Source organism: Pseudomonas sp. BN505, assembly GCF_029873175.1.
GTDB lineage: Bacteria > Pseudomonadota > Gammaproteobacteria > Pseudomonadales > Pseudomonadaceae > Aquipseudomonas > Aquipseudomonas putida.
Window position 1 is genome coordinate 1 of sequence record NZ_SSOI01000023.1, and the last position, 14,228, is coordinate 14,228.

Consider the following 14,228-nt stretch of genomic DNA (forward strand, 5'->3'; position numbering starts at 1 on the left):
GCTCCTTGTATGTTGTGCCTAGCCTGATGAGAGAGGTTATTCTCGTCAGGCTATAGAAGCACTTCCGGGGAGGCCGATCGCTCCTGAAGGCAGGGTTTGCCCCTGACCTTGTCTGTAGAGAGGCCCCCCGCCTCATTGCCCACTACGAAGAGTATCGAGAAGCCGACAAGTCGGACTTCGCATTACAAGGTTGCAGCGGCATGAAGTTCGAGGTCGGGGAACCGGAGGCCATTGTTACCTAACTCGCTTGGGAGTGGGAAGAATGAATGTCTGTGTGGGCCTGGATATTGGTTCTCGTACGTCGATCGTTGGGGTGCGTAAAGATGGGCGTCCCGCTGGACAGTGGGATATCGCTCAAACCCCTGCTGGTCGTAAGGCAGCGGTGAAAAAGCTGCAGGCGCTCAAGCCCAAGTCGATCGTGATGGAGGCGACCGGAATCTATTACCTGGACCTGGCCCTTGAGCTGCATGCTGCGGACCTTCCTGTTTCGGTGATCAACCCCAAGAGCTTCCATAATTTCGCCAAGCTGATGCTGGTGAACAGTAAAACTGACTCGATAGATGCTCAGTTGCTGTCCGAGTACGGTGAACGTATGACACCGCGCTTGTGGACACCGCCAAGCTCCGTACAGCTTGAGCTGAGGGCTCTTGGCCGGCACATCAATCGTCTGGTCGGGCACCGCACCAGGGCGAAGAATGAGCTGCATGCATTGCAGGCGACCGCTACGACCGTGTCGATGCTGATCGAAGATCAAGAGGAAGCGATTGCCACTTTGGACAATCGCATTGAGCGTTTCCGCAAAGCCGGACGTGAGTTGATCGCTCAGTGTCCGACGCTTAACCGGCAGTACAAGCAGTTACTAGCGGGCCCGGGAATGGGAGAAGTCTCGGCACTTGCTGCCTTGGCTGAGCTGACCACCCTTCCTCAAATGCTCAAGTCCTCTCAGGTCGCTCGTCATGCTGGTCTAGATGTTCGACAGACACAGTCGGGGACAAGCATTGATAAACCTGGTCGGCTCGGCAAAAGCGGGAATGCCTATTTACGGGCGGCCATGTACATGCCGGCGCTGACGGCGGTGCGCTGCGATCCTTACGCGAAGGCCTTTTATGAATCGCTGGTCAGCAGGGGGAAGAAAAAAATGCAAGCGATCGCCGCTGTCATGCGCAAGTACCTGACAGGCATATGGGCATGCATGCGCGGCGATGAACCATTTGATACGGCCAAGCTTTTCAGCTCTGAACACCTTAGAAAAGCTTGACCGCCAACAGAGTATCTACAGGGACCGCACTAGTCTCAACGGCAGCGGGGTACCTGTAGGAGCAGCCTTGTGCTGCGAAGAGGCCAGCACAGGCCCAGGTATTTTCAGCCACCCACAAAAAAGCCCCGGTCACCCAGGGCTCTCTCTGCACACACTGCACCTGCAATCGCCTCAACGCACCAGGCAAGGCCGCTTGTTATCGAAGCGCCAGCCCGGAATCAGAAACTGCATCGCCACGCTGTCATCCCGCGCCCCCAACCCCATGTTGCGGTAGCACTCATGGGCCTTGGCCAACTGGTCCTCATCCAGTTCCACCCCCAGCCCCGGCCGGGCCGGTACCCGCACGTGCCCGTCCACTATGCGCAGCGGTTCACGGGTAAGGCGCTGGCCGTCCTGCCAGATCCAGTGGGTGTCGATTGCGGTGATCTCGCCCGGTGCCGCAGCCGCCACCTGGGTGAACATCGCCAGCGAAATGTCGAAGTGGTTGTTCGAATGCGAACCCCAGGTCAGCCCCCAGTCATTGCACATCTGCGCCACCCGCACCGAACCCTGCAAGGTCCAGAAGTGCGGGTCGGCCAGCGGAATATCCACTGCCTGCGACTGGATCGCATGGCCCATCTGCCGCCAGTCGGTGGCAATCATGTTGGTGGCGGTGCGCAGGCCGGTGGCACGGCGGAACTCGGCCATCACCTCACGGCCCGAGTAACCGTTCTCGGCGCCGCAGGGGTCTTCGGCATAGGCCAGCACGTGATGCTTGTCGCGACACAGGGCAATGGCCTCTTTCAGTGACCAGGCGCCGTTGGGATCAAGCGTGATTCGCGCTTCAGGGAAGCGCTCGGCCAGCGCCGTCACGGCTTCCATCTCCGCCTCGCCACGCAGCACGCCGCCCTTGAGCTTGAAGTCGCTGAAGCCATAGCGCTGCTCGGCCGCCTCGGCCAGGCGCACCACCGCCTCGGGGGTCAGGGCCTTTTCGTGGCGCACGCGGAACCAGTCGTCATCAGCGTCGGCTTCGTTGCGGTAGGCCAGGTCGGTCTGCTGACGATCGCCGATGTAGAACAGGTAACCCAGCATCTTCACCGCATCGCGCTGCTGCCCCTCGCCTAGCAGGGCCGCCATGGGCACGTTGAGGTGCTGGCCAAGCAAGTCGAGCAGCGCCGACTCGATGGCCGTTACCGCATGCACGGTAATCCGCAGGTCGAAGGTTTGCAGGCCACGGCCCGCCGAGTCACGGCTGGCGAAGGCCTGGCGCATGGCATTGAGCACGCGCTGGTAGTGGCCGACCGGCTGGCCGACCACCAGGCTGCGGGCGTCTTCCAGGGTCTGGCGAATCTGTTCACCGCCAGGCACCTCGCCCAGCCCGGTATTGCCAGCGCTGTCGCGCAGCACCACCACGTTGCGGGTGAAATACGGGCCATGGGCGCCACTGAGATTCAGCAGCATGCTGTCATGGCCGGCCACGGGGATCACCCGCAGGTCGGTGACCACCGGGGTGCTGGTATGAACGGCGGGATTGGTCTGCATATTCATGATTATTGTCTCGCAGTATTCAGTGGGTCTGGCCCAGGGCCGAGGGGGCCTTGAGGTCATCGGAAGGGGCGCCCTTTGGGCGAATGCGTACGAAGAAGATGGCAATGGCCGCCAGCACCGAGGTCACGGCCAGGCCATAAAGCCCACCCTGGATCGAGCCGGTCTGCTGCTCCAGCAGGCCGAAGGTGGTGGGGGCAACAAAGCCCCCGAGGTTGCCGACCGAGTTGATCAGGGCGATCACTGCCGCCGCGATGCGGGCATCCAGGTAACCCTGCGGGATCGGCCAGAACAGTGACGATGCCGACTTGAAACCGATGGCCGCAAAGCACACGGCGACAAAGGCGAACACCGGGCCACCGGTGGTGGACATGAACATGCCGATGGCGGCGACCACCAGGGCACCGGCCACCCAAGCCTGCTGGAACTTCCAGCGCGCGGAGCCGGCGGCAAAGGCGTACATGGCCAGGATCGAGATCAGCCACGGGATCGAGTTGAAGAAGCCGACCTGCAGGTCGCTGAGGTCACCCATGCGCTTGATGATGCTGGGCAGCCAGAAGGTGGCAGCGTAGATGGTCAACTGGATGCAGAAGTAGATCACGCAGAACAGCACGATCTGGCGGTCCTTGAGCAGGCTCCAGGCCGAAGCCTTGACCGTACCCACGGCTTCGCGCTCACGCTGCTCGCGGTCGATGGTGGCCACCAGCGCGTCCTGCTCGGCCTGGCTCAACCACTTGGCATCGTGCGGCTTGGAGTCCAGCCAGAAAAACACGAAGAAACACAAGGCGACCGAGGCCATGCCTTCGATGAACAGCATCCACTGCCAGCCATGCATGCCCAGGCCCTGGATCTGCATCAACGCCCCGGCCAGCGGCCCGGAAATCAGCGAAGCCAGCGCCGAACCGCTGAGGAAGATGGCAATCGCCTTGCCGCGCTCGGCGCCTGGCAGCCAGCGGGTGAAGTAGTAGATCACGCCGGGGAAGAAGCCCGCCTCGGCAACACCCAGCAGAAAGCGCAGCACGTAGAACTGGGTTTCGTTCTGCACAAAGGCCATGGCCGTGGCCACCAGCCCCCAGGTGAACATGATGCGGGTCAGCCAAAGCCGCGCCCCCACTTTTTGCAGCAGCATGTTCGAAGGCACTTCGAACAACGCGTAGCCGATGAAGAACAAGCCGGCGCCAAAGCCGTAGGCTGCGGCGCTGATGCCCAGATCGCTTTCCAGGTGCGGGCGGATGAAACCGATATTGACGCGGTCGAGGTAGTTGACGATGAACATGATGACGAACAGCGGCAGGACATGGCGCTTGACCTTGGCTACAGCACTGGCCAGGGCGTCGCCGTCATTCCGGGCAGACGGAGCGAGGGTGTCGTTCACGTGCGAATCTCCCACTAATTGTTTTTGTGCGGGTCTTGGTTGTCTGACATGGCAGTGGGGATGAGCATATTCGCGACGAGGTTGTACGACAATATCAACAGTGTCGGCAAAATGGCAAAATACAAGCTGTCACAATGCCAATATGCTGCGATCTTTCAAAAGTACAGAAGTCAAATGCCAGCTTGGAGGCAGAAAAAATCGGCAAAAAATAATTTTATGGATTAACTTGTCGTACAAGTACAGCGCGAAACGGATCACACCATGGAACCCGAACACGCCCGCAAACGCGGCCACAGCCGCGCCCATGACCTGGTCTCCAGCCTGACCCAGCAGATTTTGCTGGGCACCTTCAAGCCGGGCGACAAGTTGCCTTCAGAGAACACGCTGGTGCGCGAGCACGGGGTCAGTCGCACGGTGGTGCGTGAAGCCTTGTCCAAGTTGCAGGCTTCCGGGCTGGTGGAGCCGCGCCACGGTATCGGTACCTTCGTGATGGAGCGCCAGGCCCAGGCCGGGCTGCGCATCGCGGCGGAAAGCGCGGCGAATGTGCGCGACCTGCTGGAGCTGCGCATTGGCCTGGAAGGCCAGGCCGCCGCCCTGGCTGCGCTGCGCCGTGACGAGGGGCACCTGGTGCGCATGCGCCAGGCGCTGGATGACTATCAGGACCTGGCAGCCGCCGGCGACAGCTGCATCGAGGCCGACCGACGTTTCCACCTGCTGATTGCCGAGGCCACCGGCAACCTGTACTTCACCGAAATGCTGCTGCATCTGGGCAACAGCCTGATCCCGCGCAACCGCATGGCCCTGGCCGAACGCGGCGGGGCGAAGCTGGCGCGGCAGGCGTACCTGGCCAACCTGGAGCATGAGGCAATCCTCAATGCCATCCGCCGGCAAGACCCGGACGCAGCGCGGGCGGCGGTCTGCCTGCACCTGTCCAACAGCCGCGACCGTTTGCTGCCGGACTAGGGGCCGATGCGCAGCCCTTCGCGGGCACGCCCGCTCCCACAGGTACCGCGTATGGGCATTACCAGGTCAGGCAGATCTTGCCGAAATGCCGGTTGCTTTCCTGGTAGCGGAACGCCTCGACGATCTGCTCCAGTTCGAAGTGCTTGTCCACCACCGGCCTCAGGCCGTTGGCATCGATCGCGCGCACCATCGCCTGCTGCTGGGCGCGGCTGCCCACCAGCACACCTTGCAGGCGAATCTGCCGCACCAGCGCCTGCACCAGCGGCAGCTGACCGGCCACGCCGGTAAGGATGCCGATCAGCGACACATGCCCACCGATGCGCGCGGCAATCATCGATTGCTCCAGCGTCGCCGGGCCGCCCACTTCGATCACATGGTCGACCCCGCGGTTGCCGGTGAGCGCGCGCACTTTCTCGCCCCAGGCCGGGGTGCTCTTGTAGTTGATCAGGTGATCGGCGCCCAACGCTTTCAGGCGCTCCAGCTTGGCGTCGCTCGACGATGTGGCGATCACCGTGGCGCCAGCCAGCTTGGCAAACTGCAGGGCGAAGATCGACACACCACCGGTGCCCTGCACCAGCACCGTGTCGCCAGGCTTGAGGTGGTCGTCGCTCATCAGCGCACGCCAGGCGGTAAGGCCAGCGGTGGTCAGGGTAGCGGCTTCGGCATGGCTGAAGCCTTTGGGCGCCAGGGTGAACGCGGTGGCGCGGGCGGTCACCTGTTCGCGGGCATAGCCGTCGAGGCCGTCACCGGGCACCCGGGCAAAGCCCTCGACATTGGCCTGGCCGTCGAGCCAGTCGGGGAAGAAGGTGCTGACCACATCGTCGCCGACCTGGAACTCGCTGACGCCTTCGCCCACCGCAACCACTTCGCCAGCACCATCGGCCATGGGGATACGCCGCTCGCTCGGGCCCCACATGCCGCTGACCACGGCAAAGTCATGGTAGTTGAGGGAGCTGGCGTGCAGGCGCACGGTGATTTCGCCGGCCTTGGGGGCCTGGGCCTCGCTGGTGCCGACCTCGACCTTGTCGTAGCCGCCGCCGGGTTGTACGTAGATGGCCTTGCTGGTCATGGGTGGGTCTCCGTATCAGAGGAAAGAATGGGGTTGAGCATAGACAGGTCCGGCCCCACAGACCTGAGACTTGCACAATACTTGTGGGAGCGGGCATGCCCGCGAAGAGGCCCGCGTTGCCGACACAAGAATCAGCCCAGCATCACCTTCAGTGCCCGGCAATCGGCCGCATGCCAATCCACCAGTTCCGGCCATGGGTTATCCGGCAGATTCACCAGCACCGTGCGTGCGCCTGCAGCACGCCCACAGTCCAGGTCAAACCGGTAATCCCCCACCATTACCAGCTCGCTTGGCGCCACGCCCCAGGCACTGGCGATCTTCAGTAGCCCGTCCGGGCTCGGCTTGGGCGCCGCTTCGTCACGCCCCAGAATGTGCTCCACCGGGAAGCAGTCTGCCAGGCCGATGGCCTCCAGCGTCACATGCGCCAGCTCGCGGGCATTGCGCGTCAGAATACCCAGCCGACACCCGCGCCCGGCCAGCTCGCGTACCAGCTCCACCGCGCCGGTGGCCGCCGTGGAGGCAACTGCCAAATCGCGTTCATGCTCCAGCAACCAGGCATGCTTGGCTGCCGATACCTCTGCGGGCAAGGCCGCCAGGTGAGTGAGGATGTCGTGCTCGGCGGGGATGTCCAACGCCACGCGAATAGCGTCGAAATCATGCACGGCCACGGTGAGGGTGCCGTCCATATCGAACACCCAGTTGCGTACCTCGCCCAGGCTCATGCCCAGTCCTTGCGATGGCGAATCAGGCCTTCCTGGCTCGACGATGCCACCAGTTGCCCGGCCTGGTTGAAGATGCTGCCGCGGCAGAAACCGCGGGAATTCCCGGCCCAAGGGCTGTCGGTTGCATACAGCAGCCACTCGTCGGCGCGCAGGTTGCCATGGAACCACAGCGAATGGTCGAGGCTGGCGATCTGCATGTCGCGCTGCCACACCGACTTGCCATGGGGCAGCAACGCCGTGGTCAGCAGGCCGAAGTCCGAGGCATAGGCCAGCAGGTACTTGTGCAGGGCGGGGACGTCGGGCAGGTTGCCGTCGGCGCGGAACCAGGCGTACTTCACCGGGTCGCCAGGCTTGGGGTTGAACGGGTCGCGCTCGGTGACCGGGCGGATCTCGATCGGCTTGGCGCACAGCACTTTGTCGCGAATACGCTCGGGCAACTGGTCGGCCATGGCGCGGGCCAGCTCCACCTCGGTGGGCAGGTTTTCCGGGCCGACCACGTCAGGCATTTGCGCCTGGTGCTCGAACCCTTCCTCGTCGTACTGGAACGACGCGCTGCAGGTGAAGATGGTCTGGCCCTTCTGGATCGCCGTTACCCGCCGGGTGCTGAAGCTGCCGCCATCGCGCACGCGGTCCACCGAGTACACCACCGGCAGGCTGGCATCACCCGGGCGCAGGAAGTAGCCGTGCAACGAATGCACATGGCGGGCGTCCTCGACCGTCTGGCTGGCCGCCGACAAGGACTGGCCCAGCACTTGCCCACCGTACAGCTGGCGGAAGCCCAGGTCCTGGCTACGCCCACGGAACAGGTTCTCCTCGATGGATTCGAGGCTCAACAGGTCGACCAGGTCGTCCAACACATGACTCATTGGGGGTTCTCCTCGCAAGGCAACACGTCTCTACAGCGCTCGTTATGAAGGCAAATGATACAGGGTTTGTCATTCGCGCCGGGCATGGCCGTGCATTCAGGCGCGCAGGGTGCGCTCCCAGTGTGCGCGGTCGATGCGGTACAGCACGTGCGGGCGCAGCGGGTGGCCCTCGGCCAGGCGGGGGTGTTCGAAGCTGCCGTTCAGGTCCTGCTGCATGCCGATGGCTTGCATCACCTTCTGCGACGGCAGGTTGCTCTCGCTAGTGAACGACACCACTTCTTCCAGGCGCAATTGGGCGAAAGCACAACGTAGGCAGGTCCACGCCGCCTCACTGGCAAAGCCCAGGCCCCAGTGGCGACGTGCCAGGCGCCAGCCGATCTCCACCGCCGGGGCAAAGGGTGCCTCGAAGTTGACATTGAGCAACCCGGTCATGCCGATGAACGCGCCGCTGTCCTTGCGCTCCAGCGCCCACAGGCCAAAGCCGTACTCATTGAAATGACCGCGCACACGGCCGATCAACGCAGCCGCCTCAACGCGCGTCAGCGGCGCCGGAAAGTAGCGCATCACCTGGGGGTCGGCACACAGCGCGGCGAACTCGCGCAAATCATCGTCATGCCATTGGCGCAGCACCAGCCGTGCGCTTTCCAGTTGGAGAATGGGGGTCATGGGGCCTGCTCCGGTTTACCGCCTTGCAGTTTACAGCGTAGGCGCGGGCGCGGGTTTCACCCAACCGGCAGCAGCCGAATGCAATTTTCACACGCCCTTCACCGGCTCCCGACAGGCCGCTTGGCAGGATGCCGCCATCCACCTCCGCGCCAGCCGCGGCACTGCCAACGGAGCAACCCATGCTATCGAGCAACACCCTGGGGCACCCTGCCATTCATGCCCGGCGCAAGCGACGCCTGTCACGCAAGGCCCTCGGTGCCGCCCTTGGCCTGTGCATGGTCGTGGCGGCGTTGACCACCTGGCTGGCGACGAGGACGCACATCGTGGACCTTGGTAACGAGCAACAACTGAGTGACAGCGGCCTGTTGCAGGACTGGGCCGACGGGGCTGTGATCGTGATGATCCGCCACGCAGAACGCTGCGACAGCGCCCCCGGGCCCTGCCTGGACGACCCCACCGGCATCACCGTGGCCGGCAGCCAGGCCGCTGGCCGCGTTGGCCAGGGGCTGCACCAACTGGGCCTGAACAACGCCGACATGCTCAGCAGCCCGAAGCTGCGCACCCGGCAAACCGCGCACTTCATCCTCGGCCAGGCGGTTGCCAGCGAGGATTGGCTGGAAGGCTGTGACAGCCAGTTCGCCAGTGAAGCACTGTCACGCAAGCGCCCCGGCCACAACCTGGTGCTGGTGACCCACAACGGCTGCATCGACCACTTCGCCCGCCGGCAGAACGTTACCGGTGGCGAGCGCCAGAGTGGCTATGCCAGCGCCCTGTTCGTGTCGGTGGATGGCAATGGCAAGGCACGCATCCTCGGGCGACTGAACGAACCTGACTGGCAACGGGTACTGGCCAGCACCGCCAAGTGATGCAGGTAATCACAATTCCCTTGTAGGAGCAGCCTTGTGCTGCGAAGAGGCCATTACTGCCACAGAAACCTGTTTGTCATACCGGCCCTTTCGCAGCACAAGGCTGCTCCTACAGGCGATTGGGCAGCAAAGCGGCCCCGGCCATGGCAAGATCAGCACTGGCCCTGATTGCGACCCCATCCATGCCGTTGCCGCTGATCTACCACGAAGACTACAGCCCGGAGTTCCCCGCCGAACACCGCTTCCCGATGGACAAGTTCCGCCTGCTGCATGACCACCTGGTCGACAGCGGGCTGACCACCGACCAGGCATTGCTGCGCCCGGACATCTGCCCCAACGACATCCTCGCCCTGGCCCACGACCGTGGCTACATCGAGCGCTACATGAACGGCGACCTGTCTCGCGAGGACCAGCGTCGCCTCGGCCTGCCCTGGAGCGAAGCCCTGGCCCGGCGAACGGTGCGGGCAGTGGGTGGCTCGCTGCTGACCGCCGAGATGGCGCTGCAACATGGCATCGCCTGCCACCTCGCCGGTGGCACCCACCATGCCCATTACGACCACCCCGCCGGCTTCTGCATCTTCAACGACCTGGCCGTGATCAGCCGCTACCTGCTGGAGGCTGGCCGGGTACACCGGGTACTGATCTTCGATTGCGATGTGCACCAGGGTGACGGCACCGCGCGCATCCTGCATGACACCCCCGAAGCCATAACCGTGTCGTTGCATTGTGAACAGAATTTCCCGGCCCGCAAGGCGCAGAGCGATTGGGACATTCCCCTGCCTCGTGGCATGGGCGATGCGGCCTACCTGAAGGTGGTGGACGACACCCTCAACTACCTGCTGCCGCTCTATCAACCCGACCTGGTGCTGTATGACGCCGGCGTCGATGTGCACAAGGACGACTCTCTGGGCTACCTGCAACTGACTGACGCCGGCCTGGCAGCCCGTGACGAAGCGGTGCTGCGCCATTGCCTGGGCCGTGACATCCCGGTGGTTGGCGTAATCGGCGGCGGCTACAGCAAGGACCGCGAAGCGTTGGCCAGGCGCCATGGCATCCTGCACCACAGCGCGGCACGCGTCATCGGTTGTTCACAATGACTGTGGAACCGCTTGTGGATAACCTGCGGGAAAGGCGCTGTAGCCCTTTGCACACAAGGCCTGCAGAACTCTGATCGTTTTTTGACCAGTGCCTGCATGGGCAGCGCTGCGCTAGAATGCGCATCTTTTCCACAGCCTGCTGCCCACCATGCCCGATCTAAACCCCGCCTCCCCTCCCCTCGCCGTCGTTATCGGCGGCGGCCCCGCCGGCCTCATGGCCGCCGAAGCGCTGGCCCAGGCAGGCCTGGCGGTCGAGGTGTTCGACGCCATGCCTTCGGTAGGGCGCAAGTTCCTGCTCGCGGGGGTTGGCGGCATGAACATCACCCACTCCGAGCCATACCCAGCGTTCGTTTCACGCTATGCCGAGCGCCAGGGCGAAGTCGATGCGCTGCTGCGCGACTTCGACGCCGACGCCTTGCGCCAGTGGATTCACGGCCTGGGCATCGAAACTTTCGTCGGCACCTCGGGGCGGGTGTTCCCCACCGACATGAAGGCCGCGCCATTGCTGCGCGCCTGGCTCAAGCGCCTGCGGGACAGCGGGGTAGTTATCCACACCCGCCACCGCTGGTTGGACTGGAACGCCGACGGTGCCTTGCGGATCGCTTATCCACAGGGCGAGCGCGCGGTGAAGGCTGCAGTCGTGGTACTGGCGCTGGGTGGCGGCAGTTGGGCGCGGCTTGGTTCGGATGGCGCCTGGCAGCCATTGCTGGCCGAACGGGCTGTGGATATCTCGCCTTTGCAGCCCAGCAACTGCGGGTTTGAGGTGGAAGGCTGGAGCGCGTTGCTGAAGGACAAGTTCGCCGGCGCGCCGTTGAAGAACATTGCCCTCAGCATACCGGGCAGTGCACCGCGCAAGGGCGAGTTTATCCTCACTGCCCAAGGTGTGGAAGGCAGCCTGGTGTATGCCTGGTCGGCGCCGGTACGCGAGGCCATCAACCGCGAAGGCCGAGGGGTATTGCTGCTCGACCTGCTGCCGGACAAGCCTGTGGACAAGATTGCCCAGGCACTGGCCAAGCCACGCGGTTCACGCTCCATGGCCAAGCATCTGCACAGCCAGCTGGGCATTGATGGCGTGAAGGCGGCGCTGCTGCGCGAGCTGACCGATCAGGCGAGCTTTGCCGACCCACTGGTGCTGGCGCGGGCGATCAAGGCATTGCCGATCACATTGGTGCGTACGCGGCCACTGGATGAAGCAATCAGCAGTGCCGGCGGGGTACGCTTCGAGGGGCTGGATGAGGGGTTGATGGTCAAGGGCATGCCGGGGGTGTTCTGTGCCGGCGAGATGCTGGACTGGGAGGCGCCGACCGGGGGGTATCTGCTGACGGCTTGCTTCGCCAGCGGGTTGCGCGCCGGGCGGGCGGCGGCGGATTGGGTCACGCGGGTTTCCTGACAGATTTTTGGGGCCGCTCTGCGGCCCCAAAAATCTCAAGGCTTACGCTTACGCGGCCCACCATTGAAGCTCGGCACCTTGCGCACCGCCTTCACAGCAGGCTCCGGATCCCCACTCTCCATCCAGCGCCCCAGCCCGCGCTTGGCGCTGTTCTCTTTCGGCTTTTTGGGTTTCTTCGGCTTCTTGATCACCTGGCCACTGGCGTCGGTCATCGGCACCCGGTGATCGGGGATGAAATCCGGCTCTTCATGACGTGGCAGCGTCTGCCGGGTAAGCACTTCGATAGCCCCCAGCAACTGCACTTCATCCGCGCACACCAGCGAAATCGCCTCGCCTTTGTTACCCGCCCGCCCGGTACGGCCGATGCGGTGCACGTAATCTTCGGCAACGATCGGCAGGTCGAGGTTGACCACCAGCGGCAGGTCGTCGATATCCAGGCCACGGGCCGCCACGTCGGTTGCCACCAGCACCTGAATCTCGCGGGCCTTGAAGCTGTCCAGCGCACGCTGGCGGGTGGCCTGCGGGCGGTCACCGTGGATGCCGTCGGCGTTCACGCCTTCGGCCAGCAAGCGCGCCACCAGCTGGTCGACACCATTACGGGTCTTGGCAAACACCAGCACCTGCGTCCAGCGCTGCTTGCGCAGCAGGTGGCAGAACAGGTCTTCCTTGCGCTTCTTGTCCACAGGTACCAGCCACTGCTTGACGCTGGTCGCGGTGGCGTTGCGCGGGCTCACTTCGATACTGATCGGGTCGTTCAGGGCCAGCCCGGCCAGCACGCGAATCTGGTCAGAGAACGTGGCGGAAAACAACAGCGTCTGGCGCTTGCGGGGCAGCGCGGCGTACACCGATTGCAGTTCTTCGGCAAAGCCCAGGTCGAGCATGCGGTCGGCTTCGTCCAGCACCAGGGTCTGCACCTGGTTGAACTTGACCGCGTTTTGCCGGAACAGATCGAGCAAGCGGCCCGGGGTGGCCACCAACAGGTCGACGCCACGGCGCAGGCGCATCATCTGCGGGTTGATGCTGACGCCGCCGTACACCGCGTAAGTGCTCAGCGGCAGGTTCTCGGCGTACTCGCGCACGTTGTTGTGCACTTGCTCGGCCAGCTCGCGCGTTGGCACCAGCACCAGCGCGCGGATCGAGTTGCTGGCCACCTTCTCGCCCTCCAGCGCCAGGCGCTGCAGCACGGGCAGGGCAAAGCCTGCGGTCTTGCCGGTGCCGGTCTGGGCTGCGGCCATCAGGTCGCGGCCGGCCAGCACGGCGGGGATGGCCTTGGCCTGCACCGGGGTCGGGGTGGTGTAGTCCAGCTGCTGCAGGGTGCGCAGCAGCGGTTCGATCAGGCCGAGTTTGGCGAAATTCATGGCAATACCGTCAGGGGGTTCAGCGAAGGCGGCAAGTTTACCGCATCACCCCGTCCTACTTGCAGATTTCGCCTTCCAGCGGCTGCGTAGGCGCAGGTGCCTTGCGCCACTGTGGCAGGCCGATCAGCACCACCGCACCGATAATCACCGCCATGGCCACGCACTCCTCTGCGCCAATCTGTTCGCCGGCAAAGACGATGCCCAGCAGCACGGCAACCGCCGGGTTGACGTAGGCATAGCTGGTGGCCGCCGCCGGGCGTACGTTCTTGAGCAGGTACATGTAGGCGCTGAACGCCAGGATCGAGCCAAAGAACACCAGGTAGGCCAACGCACCCCAGCCGGCCGCGGTCGGCATCTGCGTCATACGCTCCCCAGACAGCACGCTGCCCAGCAACAGCGCCGCGCCACCCACCAGCATTTCCGCCGCGCTGGCCATCGGCCCCTGGGGCAATGGCAAGCTCTTGCTCCACACCGAGCCGAACGCCCACGACGCCGCCGCGAAAATGATCAGGGCCGCACCCATCGGGCTTGCCTGCAAGTTGGAACCCAGGTTCAGCAGGCCGATACCCAACAGCCCCAGGGCAATCCCCGCCCACTCCAGCCGCGAGTTGCGGTGCCCGAACAACAAGCCGAACAACAAGGTGAACAAGGGCACTGTCGCCACCGCCAGCGCCGCCACGCCCGATGCCACCCCGGCATGTTCGGCCACGGTCACACCACCGTTGCCACAGCTGAGCAGCAGAAAGCCGATTGCCCCTGCCGCCCGCCACTGCGCCCAGGTCGGCGCCGGCGCACCGCGCCAGCGCAGAAAACCGTACAGCAGCCCCCCAGCAATCACGAAGCGCACACCAGCCATGAGCATCGGCGGCCAGCTCTCCACGCCAATACGAATGAACAGGTAGGTAGAGCCCCAGACCAGGTACAAGGCCAGGAAAGCACCAATGAGCAGCAACGGGAAGCGACGGGCGGCAGGCATGGGAAAAACTCGAAATCCGTTTACGGGTGATTCAGTTTAACGGCCTGCCTGGGTGGAGTTACGTTACAGAACGGGCTCAAATGAGCGGCACACTTTTG

Annotated in this window: 13 protein-coding genes; 5 read left to right on the forward strand and 8 right to left on the reverse strand. The window is 63.9% G+C overall.

Annotated elements, in window-relative coordinates:
* The first annotated feature begins 262 nt into the window (after nt 1–262).
* Entirely contained in the window at nt 263–1,258 is a 996-nt protein-coding gene (locus E8E78_RS04415; RefSeq protein WP_016497900.1) for an IS110 family transposase, read from the forward strand.
* Nucleotides 1,259–1,429: 171 nt separating this feature from the next.
* Here E8E78_RS04415 and gudD read toward each other — a convergent pair whose 3' ends face one another.
* The gene (gudD, locus tag E8E78_RS04420; RefSeq protein WP_049275021.1) at nt 1,430–2,785 is read right to left on the reverse strand and encodes a glucarate dehydratase; all 1,356 of its coding nucleotides are present in this window, start codon (nt 2,783–2,785) and stop codon (nt 1,430–1,432) included.
* A gap of 19 nt (nt 2,786–2,804) precedes the next feature.
* Nucleotides 2,805–4,157, reverse strand: a complete 1,353-nt coding sequence (locus E8E78_RS04425) for an MFS transporter (RefSeq protein ID WP_049275022.1) — start codon at nt 4,155–4,157, stop codon at nt 2,805–2,807.
* A 261-nt stretch (nt 4,158–4,418) separates the two neighbouring features.
* On the opposite strand from E8E78_RS04425, the gene E8E78_RS04430 reads away from it, so the two are divergent.
* Nucleotides 4,419–5,120, forward strand: coding sequence for a FadR/GntR family transcriptional regulator (locus E8E78_RS04430; RefSeq protein WP_049275023.1), 702 nt, complete (start codon nt 4,419–4,421; stop codon nt 5,118–5,120).
* A 58-nt stretch (nt 5,121–5,178) separates the two neighbouring features.
* Here E8E78_RS04430 and E8E78_RS04435 read toward each other — a convergent pair whose 3' ends face one another.
* From E8E78_RS04435 to E8E78_RS04450, 4 genes are all read right to left on the reverse strand, one after another.
* Entirely contained in the window at nt 5,179–6,189 is a 1,011-nt protein-coding gene (locus tag E8E78_RS04435) for an NAD(P)-dependent alcohol dehydrogenase (protein WP_049275024.1), read from the reverse strand.
* A 131-nt stretch (nt 6,190–6,320) separates the two neighbouring features.
* A complete protein-coding gene (locus E8E78_RS04440; protein ID WP_016501683.1) occupies nt 6,321–6,911 on the reverse strand; it encodes an HAD family hydrolase in 591 nt (196 codons plus the stop codon).
* On the reverse strand, nt 6,908–7,777 hold the full coding sequence (tesB, locus tag E8E78_RS04445; RefSeq protein WP_028614112.1) for an acyl-CoA thioesterase II: 870 nt from the start codon (nt 7,775–7,777) through the stop codon (nt 6,908–6,910). The genes E8E78_RS04440 and tesB overlap by 4 nt, the downstream gene beginning before the upstream one ends.
* Before the next feature lie 96 nt (nt 7,778–7,873).
* Complete coding sequence (locus E8E78_RS04450) at nt 7,874–8,443, reverse strand: GNAT family N-acetyltransferase (RefSeq protein ID WP_049274282.1); 570 nt, start codon at nt 8,441–8,443, stop codon at nt 7,874–7,876.
* A 179-nt stretch (nt 8,444–8,622) separates the two neighbouring features.
* Here E8E78_RS04450 and E8E78_RS04455 point away from each other — a divergent pair, with 179 nt between their 5' ends.
* The 3 genes from E8E78_RS04455 (at nt 8,623) to E8E78_RS04465 (ending at nt 11,796) form a co-directional block, all read left to right on the forward strand.
* Complete coding sequence (locus tag E8E78_RS04455; protein ID WP_151326445.1) at nt 8,623–9,309, forward strand: histidine phosphatase family protein; 687 nt, start codon at nt 8,623–8,625, stop codon at nt 9,307–9,309.
* Between the two features lie 182 nt (nt 9,310–9,491).
* Nucleotides 9,492–10,406, forward strand: coding sequence for a histone deacetylase (locus E8E78_RS04460; protein ID WP_059394406.1), 915 nt, complete (start codon nt 9,492–9,494; stop codon nt 10,404–10,406).
* A gap of 148 nt (nt 10,407–10,554) precedes the next feature.
* On the forward strand, nt 10,555–11,796 hold the full coding sequence (locus E8E78_RS04465; protein WP_280337093.1) for a TIGR03862 family flavoprotein: 1,242 nt from the start codon (nt 10,555–10,557) through the stop codon (nt 11,794–11,796).
* A 35-nt stretch (nt 11,797–11,831) separates the two neighbouring features.
* Here E8E78_RS04465 and E8E78_RS04470 read toward each other — a convergent pair whose 3' ends face one another.
* A complete protein-coding gene (locus tag E8E78_RS04470; RefSeq protein WP_049275208.1) occupies nt 11,832–13,154 on the reverse strand; it encodes a DEAD/DEAH box helicase in 1,323 nt (440 codons plus the stop codon).
* Between the two features lie 55 nt (nt 13,155–13,209).
* Complete coding sequence (yedA, locus tag E8E78_RS04475) at nt 13,210–14,130, reverse strand: drug/metabolite exporter YedA (protein ID WP_049275209.1); 921 nt, start codon at nt 14,128–14,130, stop codon at nt 13,210–13,212.
* Between the last annotated feature and the right edge of the window lie 98 nt (nt 14,131–14,228).